The 20,764-nt window shown below is 56.8% G+C and carries 13 protein-coding genes and 2 tRNA genes; 1 reads left to right on the top strand and 14 read right to left on the bottom strand.

The window, feature by feature from the left end; all coding sequences use genetic code 11:
• Positions 1-59: 59 nt before the first annotated feature.
• From GN112_RS22430 to GN112_RS22420, 3 genes are all read right to left on the bottom strand, one after another.
• Positions 60-4,511: an amylo-alpha-1,6-glucosidase gene (locus tag GN112_RS22430; protein ID WP_331457540.1), complete on the bottom strand. Its 4,452-nt coding sequence runs from the start codon at positions 4,509-4,511 to the stop codon at positions 60-62.
• A gap of 405 nt (positions 4,512-4,916) precedes the next feature.
• Positions 4,917-5,768 carry a DMT family transporter gene (locus tag GN112_RS22425; RefSeq protein ID WP_155312252.1) on the bottom strand — a complete coding sequence of 284 codons (852 nt, stop codon included), beginning with the start codon at positions 5,766-5,768 and terminating at the stop codon, positions 4,917-4,919.
• A 156-nt stretch (positions 5,769-5,924) separates the two neighbouring features.
• Positions 5,925-7,247, bottom strand: coding sequence for an MFS transporter (locus GN112_RS22420; protein WP_162459071.1), 1,323 nt, complete (start codon positions 7,245-7,247; stop codon positions 5,925-5,927).
• Positions 7,248-7,579: 332 nt separating this feature from the next.
• Between GN112_RS22420 and GN112_RS22415 the strand changes: the two genes are divergently transcribed.
• On the top strand, positions 7,580-8,368 hold the full coding sequence (locus GN112_RS22415; RefSeq protein WP_155312250.1) for an NYN domain-containing protein: 789 nt from the start codon (positions 7,580-7,582) through the stop codon (positions 8,366-8,368).
• Between the two features lie 105 nt (positions 8,369-8,473).
• On the opposite strand, the gene GN112_RS22410 is transcribed toward GN112_RS22415, so the two are convergent.
• The 11 genes from GN112_RS22410 to lon form a co-directional block, all read right to left on the bottom strand.
• Positions 8,474-9,535, bottom strand: a complete 1,062-nt coding sequence (locus GN112_RS22410; RefSeq protein ID WP_155312249.1) for a DUF2117 domain-containing protein — start codon at positions 9,533-9,535, stop codon at positions 8,474-8,476.
• Entirely contained in the window at positions 9,532-10,098 is a 567-nt protein-coding gene (locus GN112_RS22405; RefSeq protein WP_155312248.1) for a soluble NSF attachment family protein, read from the bottom strand. Before GN112_RS22405 ends, GN112_RS22410 begins: the two co-directional genes overlap by 4 nt.
• A 26-nt stretch (positions 10,099-10,124) precedes the next feature.
• Complete coding sequence (locus GN112_RS22400; RefSeq protein ID WP_155312247.1) at positions 10,125-11,081, bottom strand: hypothetical protein; 957 nt, start codon at positions 11,079-11,081, stop codon at positions 10,125-10,127.
• A 4-nt stretch (positions 11,082-11,085) separates the two neighbouring features.
• Positions 11,086-11,862 (bottom strand): ABC transporter ATP-binding protein, encoded by a 777-nt coding sequence (locus tag GN112_RS22395; protein WP_155312246.1) that lies wholly within the window; start codon positions 11,860-11,862, stop codon positions 11,086-11,088.
• Positions 11,862-12,884: a FecCD family ABC transporter permease gene (locus GN112_RS22390; RefSeq protein ID WP_155312245.1), complete on the bottom strand. Its 1,023-nt coding sequence runs from the start codon at positions 12,882-12,884 to the stop codon at positions 11,862-11,864. Before GN112_RS22390 ends, GN112_RS22395 begins: the two co-directional genes overlap by 1 nt.
• Before the next feature lie 18 nt (positions 12,885-12,902).
• Positions 12,903-13,982: an ABC transporter substrate-binding protein gene (locus GN112_RS22385; protein ID WP_155312244.1), complete on the bottom strand. Its 1,080-nt coding sequence runs from the start codon at positions 13,980-13,982 to the stop codon at positions 12,903-12,905.
• Positions 13,972-16,119: a TonB-dependent receptor gene (locus GN112_RS22380; RefSeq protein WP_155312243.1), complete on the bottom strand. Its 2,148-nt coding sequence runs from the start codon at positions 16,117-16,119 to the stop codon at positions 13,972-13,974. The genes GN112_RS22385 and GN112_RS22380 overlap by 11 nt, the downstream gene beginning before the upstream one ends.
• Positions 16,120-16,613: 494 nt before the next feature.
• Positions 16,614-17,819: a M24 family metallopeptidase gene (locus tag GN112_RS22375; protein ID WP_155312242.1), complete on the bottom strand. Its 1,206-nt coding sequence runs from the start codon at positions 17,817-17,819 to the stop codon at positions 16,614-16,616.
• 181 nt (positions 17,820-18,000) lie between these two features.
• Positions 18,001-18,078 (bottom strand) — tRNA-Asp (locus GN112_RS22370).
• Between the two features lie 23 nt (positions 18,079-18,101).
• A tRNA-Val gene (locus tag GN112_RS22365) sits at positions 18,102-18,177 on the bottom strand.
• A gap of 102 nt (positions 18,178-18,279) precedes the next feature.
• On the bottom strand, positions 18,280-20,724 hold the full coding sequence (lon, locus tag GN112_RS22360; protein WP_155312241.1) for an endopeptidase La: 2,445 nt from the start codon (positions 20,722-20,724) through the stop codon (positions 18,280-18,282).
• Between the last annotated feature and the right edge of the window lie 40 nt (positions 20,725-20,764).

Below are 20,764 nucleotides of genomic sequence, written 5' to 3'. Positions count from 1 at the left end.
TCCGTCATCATCAGGGTAATGGGCCAATGTTTGCGCTTCATTTGGAAACGCACGGGGCCTCAACCCGTTGGTTCACTTTTTTCCATTGCACCGATTTTGATCCACACGCGCAACAGTTCGCTGACGCCCCACGCCTGGGCATCGCACCCCCGTTGACAATGCGGGGCATCCCCGTCCACGATCTCGGGCACATGGCCCACGCAGCCGTCATTGATCAGACGGCTGCTGCTGGCCAGCCAGGCCATGGCGGTCGGCCGTTCGGCCAGGCCGTAGCCGTCGGCCCAGGCTTCGCAGAAACTGGGAAACACCCAGGTCCAGGCCGTACCGTTGTGGTAGGCGGGTTTGCGGAGGGTATCCTCATCGCCGCCATAGATGCCCACATACGGGGCCTTGGGATCGTTGACCAGCTCGCCGTTGTGATAGATCGGCAGCGGTGGATGGACGGGACGGTCGGCCAGGCTGCGAATGGCACCGGGAACGAGCAGCGCCTGACAGGCGGCGAGCACCGCTTCGACCACCGGCTTCTCCGTTACCGCGCCCAGGGTCAGGGCAAACAGCTGGTTGGGCCGCAGCGCGTCGTCAGCCGTGGCTGAGCGGGCCGGGGTACCCGGGCTGGCGTGCAGGCAGTCGGCCAGGTAGCCCAGGTCTTCATGAAAGAACAGCTGTCGGATGGACCGGCGTACCTGCCGGGCCAGCTGATGCCATCCCTGGCGGTCCTTGGTAGCATCCACCCGACCCAGATAGTCCAGGGCGGCATGCCACAAGGCCTGGATTTCGATGGGATATCCCTGGCGTGGGGTGCCGGCCGGGTAGTTGGTGTCCATCCAGGTAAAATGTGCCGGGCTGAAAATCAGCCCGCTGTCGCCGTCCATAACGATCCCGTTGGCGGTACCGGCCATGATCGCCCGGGCAATCGCCAGCAGCACCTGTTTCAACGGCCGCCCCCCGCAGTCGGTGGCCAGCACCGTTTTCTGGCCCATCACCGCCCCCAGTTCATCGCAGACCCGGAAAAGCCACAAGGGGGCATCGGAGGTATCCCGGTTGCCCGTATCCGTGCCACGGATCATGTTGGGGATGGTCCCCCCCCGCTCAAAGGCGGCGAACTGTTGAATGATGGCCAGGGCATCGGCATGCCGACCGGCGGCGATGATCCCCCGCACCACGATCAGGGTATCGCGGCCCCAGTCGAGAAACCAGGGATAACCGGCGACCACCGTGGCGTACTGGTCACGCTTGACGATGTACAGGTCCAAAGCATTTTTCAGGGCCTCTACCGGTGTGGCCGAAGGGGGCGTGGTTTCGAAAAAGCGGGTCGTCCGCTCGCTAAGGTCACCCGTCTCTTCCCGGGAGGAAACGTTTTCCGGAACACGGGCCCGGAGCCGTTCGCAGGCACCGCCGGCCAGGGGCCCGGAAAAATAGCCGGGACTGAACAGATCGGAATCCGGGTCCTGGCCCCGCTGGGCCTCCTGGGGCCGGTACACCATATACTGCCATTCGGGTTCGTAGAAAAAATCGATCCGCCCGGCCGCCACCTCGAGGGCATATCCGTCATGGGGGGCGAAAACAAAACCCTTCTCCCGGCTGGTCACCGCCGCGGGGAAAAGCGTCTCCGCACCGGCATAGGCCTTGGTGGCCTCATGGAAATCGCGGTCTTCGACGTCCGGCCGGAGGATCAGGGTCACCGGCCGGTCATCGGCCAGCCGGTCCTTGATCCCGGCAGCGGGCAGCCGGTGGAAAGCCATTTCGATGGCGTTCTGCCCCGCCGGCATACGCATGGCCACCCGTAGCACCACGTGCTGCCCCTGGCCGGAGGGGATATGGTACTCCCAACATCCCGTGCCGTCAAAATCGACACCGAAGCGGTCCAGGCAATCCGGCCCGATCTCCTGGGAAAACCCCTGAAAAACCACCCACCCGCGCATGCGGGTGAGCAGAATGCGGCGATCTTCGGGGACAACGGGGCTCAGGTTGGCCGCCAGCAGGGCATCGTAGCGGCTGGGCAAGCGGGTCCAGTGGGCATGGGCCCGGGCCATGCCCCCCCGGCCGTTGGTGCCGAGCATATGAATCGTGGCCAGATGCCGGCGCGGCCGGGCAAAGATTTGCCGGACACGCACATTAGCGGCGTCCGTCAGGTACAGCAGGGGTGCGGTATGGTGGCTGCACGCCTCCGTATGGTAGCAGGAAACTTTAAGGCTGCGGGGTCTGTGCCGGCCGGCCACCGGCAGGGGCATGAAAAGGGCAAAGGCATTGCCGGTATCGTCGTCCAAACTCTCTTCCACCGCCATGGCGGTCTGGTTTTCGAAAATCGACGCCCGAAAAGGGTCGGCGGCCCGGACCAGCACGAAGTGGCCCGGCGGGACCATCACCTCCCGCCTGAGATCTTCGGGATAGTTCCAGACCACGGTTCGCGGCGCCCTGCTCTCCGGATTCATGGAACGACAGAAACCCAGCGGATCAGCGCCAAGCGCCCGCACGGCCGCATCCACATCCCAGTCCGCCAGATCCCCCACCCCCCGGTAATAGCGCCACACCTGCAGCACCTTGGCGCGCTGGCGTTGTTCCAGGACATGTGCCGGCGTGCGTGGAAAACGGGTTTCGCTGGCCATCAGGGCTGCCAGATCGCCGGGATCGTCGGACAGGCAGCGCACCTGGCCCGGTGCCAGGGACAGGCCCAGGGTTTCCCCGGCAGCATCAACCGTCACCGGATCCCCATCGATCAGATCGATCCATTGAACCGCCTTCAGCGGGGTGCGGTCACGGGGCCAGCTGGCCATGGTGCCCGTCTCCGCGTCCAGATTGACCAAGATCAGCAGCCCCCGGCCCGATGGCCCATGACGGCGGCTGGCAACGATACAATTGCCCTCACCGGTTTGAATCATCTCCACCTGCACCGGATGGGCAAAAGCCGGATGGGTGCCCAGGATGGCGTTGAGCCGGCGGATGGGCCCCACCAGATTCTTCGGCGCCCCCCAATTCAGGGACGGCGATCCGTGCACATCGATTTTTTCGGTGGCCAGCCACTCCACCCCGTTGGCGAACCCGAAGCCGCCCTGGCTGGAGAGCAGCGCACACAAGGCAGTGCGCATGCGCGCATATTCCGCCGAGGTGGCGGCCAGGCGCAGGTTGTCGTGCGTCTCGGCAAAATGGATCGTGGCCCCGTCGGCCCGGGCGATCTCCAGGGCGTCGGGCAGGTAGTGCTCAATCTGGCCCCGGTCGTAGTTCTGAAACAGTTCGCTGTAGGCCCAGTTGAAATCGGCCCAGTTGAGCAGGTCGCGAGTCACCGAGACCTTGCCGCCCAGCCCCTCCAGCAAAAAAATCACTCCGGGAAACTGGTCGCGGACCTTGCCGATGATGTAACGCCAGGCCGGCGTGGGGATCATGTAACCGGCATCGCAGCGGAAACCGTCCACGCCCCGGCGGCACCAGGTGAGAAAAACATCGGCCATGTGCTGCCACAGGTCCTCGTGGGTGTAATCCAGCCGGGTGAGGTCGGCCCAGACCACCCCCCAGGCGCCGGGGGTTTCGATCTGGCCGTCGGGCTCGCGCGAAAGCCACTCGGGGTGGCTCTCGTGAAGGCTGGCGGCCCAGCCGGTGTGATTGATGGCGATATCGATAAAGATCCGTGCCCCGCGGGCGTGAACGGCATCCACCAGTTCGATGAACTGCTCCAGCGGGGTGGCCTTGGGGTCGAACTCGGCCAGGGCCGGGTCGACCGCGGTAAAGCTCAGGGCCGCGTAAGGGCTGCCAAAACGCCCCATGCGGGCATAGGTGGTGGGCGTGGGGTGAATGGGCAACAGCTGGATGATGCGGCAGCCCAGTTGGCCGACGATGAAATCCAGCTCCCGGATCAGGTCCCGGAAGGTCCCGGATGGCGGGATAACTGTGTAACCGGCCTTGTCCAGCGGCCGGGCAAGCGTGTCCATGTCGGCCATGCCGCCGTTCTTGTTGGGTCCGAACTGGCGGACAAAGGCGTTATAGATAATGTTGGCGCAGCAGGTATCCGCCGGGGCCACGTTGATGGCGGTATTGGTTCCCGGCGGCCACAGGGGATCGACGCGGTCGTCGCTCAGGAAATAGCCCTTGGCCTCGAAATGGCCCACTTCGGTGAGAACCACGGTAATCGTATACTGCCCCCCGCCCAGCGGTGTCATGGGGAGGTCGTACCAGCTGCGGCCCAGTGGATTTTCCCGGCGGTCCACCTGGCGAACGATCTCGCGGCGGACGGAGCGGGCATGGCCCAGGCTGGTCCGCAGCCAGGCCTGGCCCTGCCATGATTCGGGCACCCTCAGATGAAACGTGAGGGTGTCACCGGCAAAATGTAGCTGACGACTGCCCGGGGCGGGCTGCTGTTGGATCGCATCGGATTGGACCATAATTGATAACTCTTGATTGGCTCTTGTTGTTTTCAAGCGTTGTCGTCGACCCGTGAGGGAGGCCCCCATACCGGATGGGTTGCGACCGGCTGATTGGCGACCCGGAAACAGGTCGGCAGCGGCAATCCGGATGGTCACGGTTCAGCCGCCAACGGGATCAATGGTGAATTCAGTCGGAAAGGGGTGGCCTTCGGCGCATCAGGCCCGAAATCGTTGTGGTTCACTTGGAAAAACCGGCAGCAACGGTTAGCACAATAAGGCAAATGCTTTTTCCTTGTCAATATGGACTTTGCGATGGGCCAGGGCAATCGCAAGTAAAATTAAAAACCGGCCGTTCCTGAACACGCACCATTTCCGAAAGTGGGAAAATGCCAAATGCCAAAGCCCAAATGTCAAATGAAGGATGAAATCGATTTTGAAATAGATAGAATACCACCATTTGGCATTTTTCATTTGGTCTTTGACATTCATGGACGCTCTAATTTTGGAAAGAAAAGCAACCCGGAAATATACATGCAATTGCCCTTTCCGATGGGCCAGCGTTCAGCGGGCCCGTTTCAGGATGAACAGGTTGCTGGCGATGACCACCGCGCTGCCGGCAACGACGCGTACAGAAACCCACTCACGCCAGAGCAGCCAGCCGATCAGGGTAGCCCAAAGGATCGCCGTATAGCTGTATGGTGCCAGAAAAGAGGCCTCGGCAAAACGATAGGCAGCGGTTTTGCCCAGTTGCTGAACAACGGTAAAAAGGCCGATACCGGCGAGCCACAGGATCAGGTGCCCTTGGGGCAGGCTGCCAACGGTAAAGGTGTAGGGCGCCGAGAAAATCACCCCGCCCAGAATAAAATAGAACACGGTGGTCAGGGGATGTTCGGTTCGGCCAAGGTTGCGCAGGGCCATGTCCACCAGGGCGATACACAGTGCGGCGCCCAGCCCCACCATGGATGCCGGATCGGTGACAAGGCCCATGGAAGGCCTGGCAATCAAAAGAATCCCGCCGAAGCCCAGGGCCACCGCCATCCAGCGTTGCCCATCGACGTGTTCACGAAGCAGCAGCGGCGACAGGGCAGTGACGAACAGGGGGGCGGAGAAAAGCAGGGCCGTGGCATTGGCCATGGGCAGGAGGGTATAGGCCCAGAACACCAGGCCGACCCCGATATTACCGATAATGGAGCGGTACAGGTGGGCCCCCACCCGGCGGGTTTTAAACACCGACACCGGGTGAGTGGCGAGCATGTAAGGCACCAGCAGCGACAGCGCGACCACGCCGCGGTAGAACACCATTTCCACCGGTCCGTGGTGGATACTGCTCACCCGGGCGCAGGTGTTCATCAGAACGATACACAGCGTTGCCAGCAGAATGAGAAAAACGCCTTTTGCCGTTGCACGGTCCACAGTCGATCCTTTTAGAGCCTGTTTGAGAAGTCTGGATCAGGCCCGATAACAAGGCGAAAAGTGGCTCGAAAGCGGAGCATATAGGTAATATGTGAGCATTTTGAGACACTTTCCAACGCCGTTAGCGGGCCTTAGACGGATTTATCAAACAGGCTCTTAGTGACGTTTCCCCCGGTAAACCGCCGTAGCCGAAACCAGCATGATCAGCCCCAGGGTCAGTCCGGCCGGAAACCAGAAAAAAGTCTCCTTGAACACCGCATTCTCCAATAGTTGTCCGCCCATATCACCGGCGGCGGCATTTTTCTTGAATTCCAGCAACCCGGCGTAAAATACCCCGATCAGGCCGTATGAGATGTTGTAGGCCAGCCCTTTGAAGCTGAGCACCGTGGCCCGACGGGACGAAGATGCCTGTTGATTGACAAAATAGCTCACATAAAAGCCGACCATGTAGAGGGCCGAAAAGGCTACCAGCGCCGGCAGCAGGCCCACGTAAGGCCAGAAAAAAGCCATGCCGCCAAGGCCCGCCAGGGCGGTGGCTGCGGTGGACCACAGGCAGAAGACGGGGGAACGGTTCTCGGCGATCCACAGGGAGAGGCGGGGGATGAATATGCCGGTGACGGACATAATTGATCCCAGCAGTCCGAAACTGGACTCGGGCAGTTGAACCATGCGGTAGTATTGGCTGGCCAGGGTGATGACCATGCGCAGGATGCCGTCGAAAAGCAGACCGAAAAGGATCACCCCCAAAACAAAAGGCGTCTTGAGAATCCAGCGACCGGAGTCGAGGGTCAGCCGGAAGGCGGCAAATGCCGATCCGCCGGTATCGTTCCGGTGGGTGCCCTCACCACCGGCAGCGCCCGACATTTCGTCCAGGCCCAGGACCGCGGCCAGGGTGAAAAGGGCCAGGCCCAAGGTCAAGTAGAGGGGCAGCCGCAGGGTCTCGGACTGGGTAAACGCATGCGGCCATCCGATGGCGGCAAACAGCCGCGACATCAGGTCCGGATCGTAGACGGCGGCACCCACGGTCATGGTGAGGATGAATGTGACCGATCGCCAGCGCATCTGGCGATCCAGCACCCGCCCCCACTGGTCGGCCAGGCCCCGGGCCTGCAGGGCGTCGTAGGCGATGGCCTCATCGGCGCCACTGGCCGCTGCTTCGGCCAGCCCGCTGAGGACCCGGTTGACCAGAAAAAAAACGAACAGCAGGGAGGGGTTCCCCCGGGGGGCCAGGCACAGGATGGCCATCTCCAGCAGCATGGAAAAGGCGGCGAACACCAGTAACCGGCGACGGCCGACGATATCGGCCAGGGCGCCCGACGGCACCTCGGCCAGGACGATGGTGGCGGCCCAGACCGCATTGAGGATCGAAAACTGGGCCACACTGAGCCCGAAATCGATGAACAGAACCGTGAATACCGGATAGTAGAACCGACAGTTGAAAAAAACCCGGAAAGCGATAAATCGGCGGACATTGTTCACCGCAAAGGGCGATAACGGCGGTGCGACATGGGCGGGGGGGGCAGATTTCAGTGGGAGTTCCCTTTTATGGCGGTCATGGTTACCGGACAAACGGCGATGGACACGGCTGAGCCGGGCTTCAACATGGGCAACACTATAACACGGAATCGCTCCGGTAAAAGGCAGAAGCCGATTATTTTGCCCCGGTCATCACAAAATTGACAAATTCAACGAACCCCTTTAATGTTTGCCCGAGTCGCAATGATTCTGCATCGGTAGAAAAATTTATGTTTCCAACGGGTTTGTCCGGCATTTACGATCAAGGCGGGCAAGCCCCGTGAAATGAGGCCCCCATGACCAAGGAAGCAGTCGCCATCTATTGGGATTTCGAGAATCTGCACGCCAGCATCTTCGACACCATCAACGGCAGCGGCACCTATCCGAAACCGGCCAACCGCAACCGGCAGCAGGAGGTACTGGTTGACGTTCAGGGCCTTTACGACTTTGCCACCACCTATGGCAATGTGGCCATCAACAAGGCCTACTGCAACTGGCACTGGTTCAGCAACTACCGCCAGAGCCTGCTCAAATGCGCCGTCGAACTGATCCAGCTGTTCCCCCCGGGGCCACTGGCCAAAAACGGGGCCGACATCAAACTCTCGCTGGATGCGGTGGAGGATATCCTGCGCTTTCCGCACATCTCTTCCATCGTCGTGGTCGGTGGTGACAGCGATTTCATTCCCCTGGCCCAGAAGCTCAAGGCCGCCGGCAAGGATCTGATCGGTGTGGGGTGCCGAAACGCCACCAACCGCCACTGGGCCAACAGCTGTTCGGATTTCAAATACTACGAGACGTTCGCCTTAGAACCCCAGTGCGACAATTGCGAAGAAGACGAGACCGAAACCGCCACCATCAAGGACGCCGCCGAGTTGATCACCAAGGCCATCAAGCAGATCGCCCTGAGAAATGGCGACAAATGGGTGCTCAAGGCGGCGATCCGGCCGGTGGTCAAGCGCCTCGATCCGACCTTCGACGAAGCCAACTACGGCTGCCGCAGCTTTGCCGATCTGCTGAAAAAACACAACGATCAATTTCAGATCGAACGGGGGCAGCACGACCACCTGGTCTGTCTGATTGAATAGGCGTCGCTATCTGATTCAAAAAACCGGGTGAGCGGATAGCTGATGTCGGCGGGCAGGCATGGCGTGTGGGGGTTCGATGATGGCGGCGGGTGTTGCCGGATCCGATCAAAACGTCTGCAGATTCACCAAATCGTCTCCAGCGAGTTTCACAATTTTTCTCAGCGCCTCCTCGAAAGGTATGCCAATCTGTTTCTCGTGGTTGAAAATCTCATCGAAAACTTTCATCCCGAACCGATCATCCGCCCGGACGGTCAATTTTGCCGAACCGGACGCAAAACGGCCGTTTTCCAGGATAACGTCTTCGTCGCCGTCCACAATCCCGATCACGGGAATTTGAAACCGCGACAGGATATCGCCGACCACCACGGTGGTGTCATCGCCAACCGTAACGGCACCTTCCACGTCGCCCGTCAATTCATAAACATGCATGCCGGCATGATCGATAAAAACCAATCCGTTGCCCGTCGTTTTCATGATACGGGGCTGCTTAGCTGTTCGGCGAATCGTCGGTGAGGACGCCAGTTTGGCCGTTTGCAGATCGACACCGCCAAATCGCTCCAGTTTTTCAAGACCATGGGCTTTGACGTCGGCGCCCTGGATTTCGCAGAGTTGTCCATCCCGGGAAATCAGCGTCACCACGTCCCCGGTTGCCCGGCCGACCATAATCCCATCCACGAAAATGAAATCGCCCGCACCGGCCGTCGTCATGCGGCGATAGAGGTTCCCATCCGCCTGCCAGATTGAGGAAGCGACCGGTTTTGGCGCTCGCCGTGAAAGCCCCATCCGATGCAATGTTTCGATAAGGCCCGGATCGCAACCGTCGACCCACTCCACCCAAAAAGGACCGCTGCACTCGACCTGCACGACCGGAACGGTTACCCCGGACCTTTCGACGACCATGCCGCCGAAAACCAGGCCGGCTTCCGCGGATTTTGCGAAATTGACGATCAGGATCAAACTGGCCTCCGAAGCCAGCTCGGAAAGACACGCACTGGGCATTTGATTCCAGAATTCAATGCCATCGATGCCGCTGTCGAAAACGGCGGTTCGCCCCATGGTACCGGCCAAAACGCAGCGCAGATCATCCTTGGTTTTCATTGTATCAATGATTTGTCGCCCCCAACCGGAGTCAAAGACCTCCGGTCCGTGAAAAAGAATCCCGATCATTCTTCCACTCCGAATAATTTTTTATAAAGGTCGATATGCTTCCGGCTCCATACGGCATCGTGATCGTGGCCATGGGCCTCCCAATGGTGGATGTTCCGTTCCCACAGGGCAATGGGCTTTTGGTAATGAACCACACTTTTGCCAGCCCGGAGCATGGCTTCGGCGGCGTGCTCATAGGCATCGGCCGCCTGAAAATGGGCGCCCTTTTTCTCGCAGAACGCACCGAGTCGTTCGTAGGCCCCGATGGCGGCATCCCAGTCTTCCTGCTGTTCGTGGAGCTGGGCCATCCGGTAGGTCAGAATGACGGCCAACTCCTTGTTATCGGCCCGCATGGCAGCAGACCACCCACTTTCGTAGGCGGATAGGGCCGCATTCGTCTCCCTCCGGTTCTCATATTGGACAGCGGCATTCAAATATCCATGAATGGCCAGGGTATAGCTGCCTTTTCGGGTTTTTAGGTCTGCGTATTCCTCCCATTTTTGGGGATCGGAAGAACGCCGGGCGTCACTCTCCAGCATCCTTCCCCGGTAATACGCATCCTCCTTGACAGACTCCCAATTCATCACACGCCTCCTTTTTATGCCCCTATTTATCCCCATGTTTTGAACAGGATGACGATCAGTCCGAGCATGATCACCACCCGAAGGCCGGTCGAGATCGTAAGTACCCGCACGCCCACGCCGGAGCCGAAAATTCCAAAGTAATAGGGGACCAGATATCTCAAATTGATTCCGCTGGCCATCAGATTGCCGATGAGCAGCGCAAGCACCACATCCCTGCCCGTGATGCGCCCAGCATAGAGAAGGTTACCGGCCACGGTAAAGGCACCCATGTTGCTCCCCAGCCGCGTCGCCACAATGGACAAGGCATCGGGCGAAAGCGGCATCCATGTCGTCATCAACGCCAGCCAGCGGTTCAGGCGATCCAATGCGCCCGCATGGATCAGCAAAAACATCACCACAGTCACGGGAACCGAAGTCCGTATCATACGAATAACAATTTTCCGGCTTTTTGCGGCGCTGTCCGCCACCAGCTGCCATGATAAGGCTCGGGCGTCTCCCTTTTCAGACTGAATTTCCGAAACCGCCGGATCGCCGGGTTCCAAAAGAAACCGACCCATCAAAAGGGCCAGCATGGTTTTAATGAAGCCCACCAGCACCAGAAAACCATAGTAAACCAGTCCCCACCCCCCGATCAGCGGAATTGCCATGGGCAGCATCGTCCGCCAGTGCATGACGATCCCCGGAAATGTGTTCACAATGGCGGCAATCAGAAGCTCCCGGCTGCCGATGCGACCCGCTTCGTGATAGCGAACCAGCATGCCATTGCCGGCCGCCGGAGAAAGAAAAGCGGTGATAAAACTGGCACCACATTCCTGTTTCAGATGGCCGAAAGCGGTCAACGGACGGGTGATCCAGGCAATCCGATGGATCCACCCCAAAGCGACCAGGAATTCGGCGACGATCACGCCAACGGCAAAAACCGGAATCATGGCGGCGAGAAACTTGGCCGAGGAGATGAGCGTCGATACCCAAACGGAACCCATTGGCTTATCCCAGGGCGCTCACCGGTCTGATCGGCAGAATATGCGGGTGGCCGTTGGTTTCGTTGATCGTGGCTTCCACACCGTAGATCGATCTTATATTTTGGGCGGTCATGACCTGCCGCGGCCGGCCGCTGCAAAATATCCTGCCCTTGTTCAACATCACGATTCTGTCGGAAAACCGGGCGGCAAGGTTCAGGTCGTGCATCGCCAGCATGGCGGCCACACCGCTTTTTTTCACCATTCCGGACACCATCTCCAGGACCTCCATCTGGTGTTTCAGGTCAAGGTTGCTGGTCGGCTCATCCATGAGCAGGTAATCCGTCTCCTGGGCCACTGCCCGGGCCAACAGCACTTTTTGCTTCTGCCCCCCGCTCAACTGGTCAAAATCCCTCAAGGCGATATTCTCCAGGTTCAGGGACTTCAGAACATTCGCAACGGCCTCCAGATCCTTTTCAGAGGGTCTCCAGGTCATGTAGGGCCGCCTGCCCATCAACACCGCGTCAAACACCGTAATGGGAAATTTTCCGGGTGAACTCTGGGGAACATACCCGATGCGCTTGGCATGGTCCATTCGGCTCATCCGGGACATATCCACACCATCAATAAGAATCTTGCCACTTCTGGGCGTAGCGATTCCGGCGATGCATTTTAAAAGTGTCGTTTTCCCGGTTCCATTAGGACCCACGATACTCAGCATCTGTCCCCGGTGCAGGTCGATGCCGATGTTTTCCAGAATCGCTGTTTTGTTATAATGGAAACAAAGCCCTTCGATACAAAGCATTACCAGTATTCTCGCTTTTTTTTCATTAACAGGTAAAAAAAGAAAGGGACGCCGATAAAAGCGGTAACAATCCCCAAAGGGATGATCTGGGGCGCCCAGCAGGTCCTTCCCAGGGTGTCTGCCGTCAATACGAGAATGGCGCCGATCAGTGCGGATCCCGGAATGAGGAACCAGTGGTCTCCGCCGATCACCATTCTGGCGATGTGCGGGGCGACAAGCCCGATAAAGCCGATCACCCCGGTGAAGCAGATGGCCGCTGCCGTAATCAGGGAGGCAAAAATGACCCCGCCCATCCTGATTTTTATTACGTTTACGCCGAGTGCCGTTGCCGATTCATCACCTGCGGTGAGCAGATTAAAATCCCAGGACCACTTTAACAGAACAGGAACGGGAACAAGGATCATCACGGCGGCGATTCCGATCTCCCGCCATCCGACTTTGGACAGGCTCCCGAAAAACCAGAATACGATTTCGTGAACCTCATTGACCGTTCCCATATATTGGAGGAAAGAACTGAGGGCCGAAAAGAGAAACATAATGGCGATACCGGCCAGGATCATCGTCTCCGGCGTGGCGCTTTTGTATCTGGCAATTCCGAGAATGAGAAGAGACGCAAGCAGGGCGAAGAAAAACGCACTGCCGGCAATGAGATAATGGCCACACCAACCGCCACCAAAAATGATAGCCAGAACCGCGCCAAATCCGGCGCTGGAGGCCATTCCAAGGGTGTAGGGTGACGCCAGGGGGTTTTTCAATATGGCCTGGAATACGCTTCCGGCAAGCCCGAGACCGCAACCGACAAGAATGGCCATGACAATTCGGGGGAGCCGCAGCTCCCATACGATGTCATGGGCGATTCCGGACGCCTTGAAAAACGCATGAAATGAATCGAAAAACCCAACGGACGAAGCGCCCTGGGAAATGGCGGCCAGGGCAACGCCAAACAAAACCACGGCCAGGCCAAGCAGGATTAACCGTTTTTTGGTTCCAGCCCCCCTGTATTGCGCGCATATGTCCTGCATTCCTCCCCCCTGAAATACTCACTCCGGATAGACGTAAATCCCCTGGTGGCGGATGCCTTGAAACGATTCCAGGTATTCCCGGTGAAGGGCCTCAGGATCAAATTCCGTCGACAATTCAGGGTAAAACCATTTGACCAGGTAGGATGTTCCGATGATGGCCCTTGGACCGGTCCAGATTTCATTAGCAATAACATGGACGCGGCCTTTTTTGACAGCACCGATATGACGCCAAGCCGGCCGGGCCATCAGCCGGTCACTTATGTTTTTTAACGGCGTCCTTTCTGTCATGCTATAGCATGAATCGCAAATGCTGCGAGTGGTAATTTTGACGATTACGTCCGGATCGCCCGTCACAACCCATTCCGGGGAGACCTCCGGGTAGGGAATGGAAAGCTTTGCGGCGAGATTGCACCCTCCGGCCAGAAGGCACATATCGTTGCCCCCCGATCCGGGTCCCGCAGTATGGTAGTTGGAATCGCCTTCGATATAGACCCTCGGGCAGGCAGTGATCGTTTTGAGCATATCCCGCTGATGATGCAGGTGGCGCCGGTACCAGGCCGAAAGCGCTCCGGCCCTTTTCTCTCTTTCAAGAATCCGGCCCAGCGTTTCAATCTCTTTTGCCAATCGCTCAATCCTGAAAAAATCGAGGCGGATCACCTGAATGCCGAAGGGCTCGAGTTTTTTTTCCATCTCCCGGCCGGGACGCTGCGCATAGCACAGCACGGCATCCGGATGCAACTCGACAACCCGTTCATAATTGATCGCTTTCCAACTCCCGACCTTGGGCCTGTCCTTCAAGGTCGGCCAGAACAAAGGATTCTTCTCAATATCGGAATACACACCGACCACAAAATCCACCGCGCCCAACGCACGCACGATCTCCAGCGCGTCGGAGGTCAGGACGACCAGCCTCCTGACTGGCAGCCTGACCGCCACGGACACCCCTTTGGAGTCCTCGATACGGATCGTCTCCGCTATCGTTGACAGCGAACGTGTTGCTTCGGCCGGTGTGTCCCTCCCAAAAAGAAGCGCTCCGATGGATATGGCGAAAACAACGATTCCTGTAGAAAACAAACGGCCGCCATGGTTAGAATTCAACGCTCACTCCAATTTCCAGGTATCTTCCGTCCAAGGGGTAATAGAGGTAATTCGGGCTGCCGTCCGCGTTCCTGTCACCGGTTTCATTGAACTTGTTCTCCACCTCTCTATCGAAGAGGTTGTTGGCCAGCATCCAGATCTTGAAGTTCTCCCTGGTGTAGGACAGCATGGCATCGGTCGTCACATAGTCATCGATTTCATAACGGTTGAGCACATCGACATATTGCCGGCCATAATAATTCACATCCGTGCTGAATTTAAAATATTCCAGGAAATAAAAATCCAGCCCGAGGGTGCCGGTGAATTCCGGCACATGGGGAACTTTCTCACCGGAGATATCGACATTCTCACGGGTGTCGTCAGCAGGCGTGTCCCCCCAGACGTATGCCCGGAAAGTCGCATCGTCCCATTCGGCATGCTGATACGCCCCCCGGAGACGATATCCGAAATACGGGCAGAGGCGTCCGTCCAGTTCCAGTTCGACACCCCGGTGTTCGGATTCACCAACGTTCTGGTAGCCTTTCCAGTCGCTTTCATCGTAAAGTGAGAGAAATTTATCCTTGACTGTCATGGTGTAGGCCGTCAGGGCAAGGCTGAATTTCGGACCGAAATAGTGTTTATAGCCCAGTTCATAGGTGAGATACTCCTCCGGCTCCAGATCCTCCGCCCGGTTCTGATCGTCTCCATACTTCATGGCATAGGTATAATATTGAAGCACCGGATACCAATAGGATCGCGATGCCGAGATATAAATGGTCGAATCGGAGCTGGGATGAAAGGCCGGGGTGATGTCCCAACTGAAATCCTCGTGATCCTTGGCAACTTCTTCAGGCACCTCGTTTTGGACCTCATACTCGACACGGTCGATCCGGCCGCTGACATTGAGTTCCCAATGCTCACCGAAATCGAGCTCATTGCTCATAAAGGCTCCATAGCGCTTCCGTTCGGTATCGATAGAGCCCTCTGCGACAGCCGTTTCCTGGGAGCTGGAAAGGGGGGACGGAGACCATGGGTATGATTTTTCCTGGTCAAATTCGATTTTCTCATAATCGGCTCCAAGTACCGGCGTATAGTTAACGCCACCAAAGAAAAAATGATAACCACCGGAGATTTTACCCATATATCGGTCCTGGTCGCGGTCCTCCCGGTAATCGTAATACGAGCTGGTCTTGCTGTATGTCGGGTTAAGCCGTTTTGGCAGATAGTCGTATACATGATCCGTGTGATCGTAGGAAACAAGGCTGTTAACAAAATAATTTGCTTTTTCCGTGTTGAATGTGAGACTCACGGTCGTATTTTCATTTTCATTCTCACGGTGGTGTACGAGGGTCGGGTTGGTCTCCGACGTGGGGAAAATTTTTTCCCGACGATAGTTCTCCACTTGCCATTCGCTTTTCCCGTAGATGGTGTCATAGTCCACCTTTTGCCAACTCAAATTGATTCCCAAGCGGGTATCTTCCGAAAAATGGTAACCGGAATTCAAACGGGCAGTACCTCTTTGCTTGCTGTCGTCCGCATAGCCATCTGTATCCAATCCGGAAGCGCTGAAGGCATAATCCAAGTCAGCGGTTCTTCCCGTAACACTGGCCGAGGCCTTCCAGGTCTCCCAGGAGCCGTAAGAAACAGTTGTTTTTACCTGAGGGGCACCCTTTTGCCCTTTCTTGGTGATGATGTTGATCGCGCCCCTGGCTGCATCGGGGCCAAGCGCCACGCTCCCGGAAGAACGGAGCACTTCGATTCTCTCGATATTGGAGACGGGTATGGCATCATATTCCGAATAACCCGAAATGCCTGTGTTTGCCGGGACACCATCGATCAATACCAGAACGCCCGCCGACTGGGAACTCCGATTTCCTCTGAACGTCAGCCGGTCGCGGCTGTCACTGTCTTTCACCACGCCAGGGATATTCTTCACGACGTCCACAATGTTCCTTGCGCCCATTTCCTCTATTTCTTCACCCGTAATAACGGTAATACTGGCAGGCGTTTCCACCAGTTTTCGATCCGTTCTTGGTGCACTGACCACAACCTCTCGAAGTTTAACCGTCTCCTCCGCTATCTCATCTGCGCCGACTGCCATCGGCAAACAAAAAGCCAACACCACCGTCCAATAAACAACAAACCGCAATCCGTGCATCGTAACTCCTTTCCACCATTTTTTCCGGCAAGTGAGTGTGCCATTTCCTTCCAACCGAGATAAAAGGTCCACCGCACAACAAAATTTCCGTTATCCCATCCATCGGCCTGCCCAGGCGGCGGGTCGTGTTGGTATCGTCTGGGTTGCCAACGAAAAAAGCCAGGAATGCGAAGCTGGATACTGATCCAGTTCGCCTTCTTGGCTTTTTGGTTATGGATAAATTTGGCGTTTTTGCAAAAGGACGTAATGACCTGTGGATGATCATCCCCCGTACAGGGAATCCATCTTCAGCCACCGCTCCATGCCGGGCCCATCCGACATGGGCACTTGCCCAGTTTACAAATTATTGTATTTTTTTCAATTAGTTATAAAAAATGCGCAATTTCGTATCACGCGATATCGTTTGATTAGGGGCATTGTTGCATTTTGTCAACCAGTAACACCAAATCAATCTTGAATTTTTTTTTCAAACCCTGAATGGGCATCGAGCCACCTTACGATGGATGGCATACGAACACCTTCCCGGGCACCTGGCTGACCATTTCATAGCCCGTCTCGGTGACCAGAAAGACATCTTCGATGCCCGCCGAGAATTCATTTTCGAATACCATTTTGGGTTCGAGGGCCAGGGTCATGCCCGGCTTCAGCACATCTTTCCTGTCCTTGGCGATGATCGGTGCCTCGACCAGTTCAAGACCGACGCCGTGACCGATGAACGTGACTTTGTTGCCCGGCGGACCAAGATATTGGTCGGCATAGCCAAGCGCCGCCGCCTTGGCGACGGAGACGTCAAACAGTTCTCCGATGGCGACACCGGGCTTCACATGGTCCAGCACCGCGTCATGAATCGCCACGGCCGCCTGGCAGGCCTGCATGGCCCGCTCCGGCATGCTGCCAATGGCGAACATCCGCGTCTCGTCCATGTGATAGCCGTTGAGTACGCAGGAGAAGTCGATCATGATCGGTTCATCGGCCGCCAGCAGCTTATGGCCGGCACCGCAAGGAAATGCTGCCGACGTCCCCTCTCCGCTGGCCGGAGAGTCCAGCACGCCGACCATACCCCCGCTCCAGCCGGAAAGAAGATGCCACGCGTACCCCTCCGTCAGAAAATCCCTGACCCTCAGCATGGCGCCATGCCCCTGTTTTCGGGCAAACGCCTCGTACATGCCGGTAAATTCGATCTCACTCAGGCCGGTACGAATGGCCCCGGCCATGTATTCGAAGGTCTGATAGGACATCGCCGCCGCTCGCCGCATTTGTTCGACTTCCCAGGCCGACTTGATCATTCGGGTTCCAAGGATCAATGGCGATCCGTCCACCACCTCGCGGACGCCCAGCAGGTTGCGGAGCTTGTAAAAATAATTGACCGGCAGGACATCGAGTTCCAGGCCGAGCACATCGGGCATCGTACCATAGGTATCCGCGATCAAGGCGGGAATCGATTTGATCGAATGGATGCCCACAATGTTTTCAAGGCTCGATTCTTTTCTGGCCCGGGGAAGGTATTTTTTAATCATCAGCAACGGCTGGCCTTCGGCCGGAACGTAGAGAAAACCGCTCTGGGACGTCCCCGAAAAGTAGAATAGATCCACCCGCTGAACGATCAGCAGTCCGGCAATCCCTTTTTCCTGCATCTGTTTTTGAAGTCTGTTCTGCCGCCAGCGGATTTCATCGGCAGGCACTTGAAAATCACGACCCATATCTTTCACCTGTTTTTTAGGGTGACCGGCTCGGTGGAAAAACCGATCAGGAGAATCGCTTTTAAGAATATTCCGGGTTTGGAATCAACCTGGAAGCGGTTTGTATCGAAGGGGATTGTACCCTAATTAAGCGAATAAAAAAAGGGGTTCACAATTGCTTGTGAACCCCTGATTTTATTTGTGGCGGGAGCGACGAGACTCGAACTCGCGACCTCCGGCGTGACAGGCCGGCGTTCTAACCAAACTGAACTACGCCCCCGAAATTGGTGTCGGTACGATAGCTGGTAGGCGGAACAGGGCTTGAACCTGTGACCCCCGGCTTGTAAGGCCGGTGCTCTCCCAACTGAGCTATCCGCCCGTTTTAAAAAGAACCTTTTCAATCTGCCGGTGAAAAAGGAAATGCATAGCTACCAATTCACCCCAACAAAGTCAAGCGCAAAAATCAGGCAGATCCTATTTTTTAATTGATGGCAGGTTGGGTCGGTTCGGCCCCGTTGCTCTCCACCGGAATGGTCATTGCATCATTGGTATTGGTGAACAGCCGTTCGTCGCTGTCAAGTACCAGGGCATGGACCAGAACCTCATCCATATGCTCCACCGTAACCACTTTCATCTGCCGGGTCACCACCTTGGGAATGTCCCTCAAGTCCTTCTCATTTTCTGCAGGGATAATGACCTTCCGGATCCCTCCCCGGTGCGCGGCGAGCATTTTTTCCTTCAGCCCGCCAATGGGGAGCACCCGGCCCCGCAAGGTAATCTCACCGGTCATGGCCACATCGCGGCGTACCGGTCGGCGAGTCAGGGCCGAAACCAGGGCGGTGCACATGGCAATGCCTGCGGAAGGGCCGTCTTTGGGGATCGCCCCTTCGGGGATATGGATATGCAGATCCAATTCTTTGTGAAAGTTGTTTTCGATCCCCAGATTGGCTGCCCGCGAGCGCACAAAACTCACCGCCGCCTGGGCGGATTCCTTCATCACGTCGCCCAGTTTGCCGGTCACATTGACGTGGCCCTTGCCGGGCATGGTGAGGGTCTCCACACAAAGCAACTCACCGCCCACCTGGGTCCAGGCCAGCCCAGTCACCAGGCCGATCTGGTCCTTTTCTTCAATCTGGCTGATTTTAAACGGAGGCGGCCCCAGCATCGTGGTGACGGTGTTGGCCGAGATCACATGCTTTTTGCCGTCTTTCTCATTGACTACCTTTCGGGCGGTCTTGCGGCAAATGGATGAAATCTCCCGCTCCAGGTTACGAACCCCAGCCTCGCGGGTATACCGTTGGATAATCATATAAATGGCCGCTTTGGAAAAGGAGATATCGTCCGGATTGAGACCATTGGCCTCAATCTGCTTGGGCACCAGAAATTCATTGGCGATATTATATTTTTCCAGTTCCGTGTACCCGGGCAGGCGGATGATCTCCATGCGGTCCTGCAGGGGAAGCGGGATATCCGGCAGGGTGTTGGCCGTGGTGATAAACAGAATCTCCGACAGATCGTAGTCCAGATCCATATAGTGATCATTGAAGCTGTAGTTCTGCTCGGGATCGAGGACTTCCAGAAGGGCCGACGAAGGGTCGCCCCGGAAATCCATGCTCATCTTGTCCACCTCGTCGAGGCAGAAAACCGGATTGTTTGCACCGACCTTTTTAAGCGACTGGATGATTTTCCCGGGCATGGCCCCGATATAGGTTCGTCGGTGGCCCCGTATTTCAGCCTCATCTCTCACCCCGCCCAGCGACAGTCTGACAAATTTTCGTCCGGTGGCGCGAGCAACAGATTTGGCCAGGGAGGTTTTCCCCACACCAGGCGGTCCGACAAGGCAGAGGATGGGACCCCGCAGTTTTTTCACCAGCGTCTGTACGGCCAGATATTCAAGAATCCGCTCTTTGGGTTTCTCCAGGCCGTAATGGTCCTCATTGAGGATCTTCTCCGCTTCGACCAGGTCATTACGAATTTTGCTGCGGCTGAACCAAGGCAGCGAAATGATCCAGTCAATATAATTTCTCACCACAGTGGCTTCCGCCGACATGGGTGTCATGAGCTTCAGTTTTTTAAACTCCTGGCGAGTTTTTGTCGATGCCTCCTTGGACATCCGCTTGCGTTTGATCTTTTTTTCCAGATCTTTCAGCTCATCGGCCATCTCGTCTTCTGCGCCCATCTCTTTCTTGATGGCCCGCATCTGCTCGTTGAGATAGTAATTTTTCTGGGTCTTTTCCATCTGCTCTTTGACCCGCCCCTTGATCCGTTGATCCATCTGGTAGACCTCAATTTCCAGTTTGATCAACTTTACCAAGAGGGACAACCGTTTGGTGAGATCGGTGGTTTCGAGCAGGCCCTGCTTGTCCTCCAGCTTGAAAGAGAAGTGCGAGGCCACCGAATCGGCCAGTTTGGAAGGCTCAGTGATGGCTGATATTTTGGCCAGCAGTTCTTTGGAAATACTTTTGTTGATACCGGCATATTCGCTGAAGCTATCGATCACCGCACGCGTCAGCGCTTCCATTTCTACCGTATCGCCGGGCGTGTCCGGAAGCAGGGACAGCTCGACTTCAAAATACTCAGGATTGGAAATATAGTGATCGATACGGGCACGCTGCTTGCCTTCGATCAGCGCCTTGACGGTACCGTCAGGCAAACGCAGCAATTGAAGCACCGTCCCGATCACGCCGACCCCGGAAATATCTTTCTCCGTGGGGTTGTCCACGCCGGCATTGGTCTGGGTTGCCAGAAAAATGCGTTTATCCTTGTTCATGGCGCTGGAAAGCGCACTGACAGACTTGTTGCGCCCGACAAAAAGCGGAGCAACCATGTGGGGGAACACAACAATGTCCCTCAGGGGCAGCAGCGGTAAAATATCACGGGCCGCCTCTCCATCCGGATTTTTAAAAAACTTTGGAATATTAACCATATTGTTGCCCAAGCCCTCGCTTGCCGATGAATATCTGTAA

This window comes from Desulfosarcina ovata subsp. ovata (genome assembly GCF_009689005.1).
GTDB classification, from domain to species: domain Bacteria; phylum Desulfobacterota; class Desulfobacteria; order Desulfobacterales; family Desulfosarcinaceae; genus Desulfosarcina; species Desulfosarcina ovata.
Note: the sequence above shows the minus strand (reverse complement) of the source record. Positions and strands in the feature narration are given on the sequence as shown.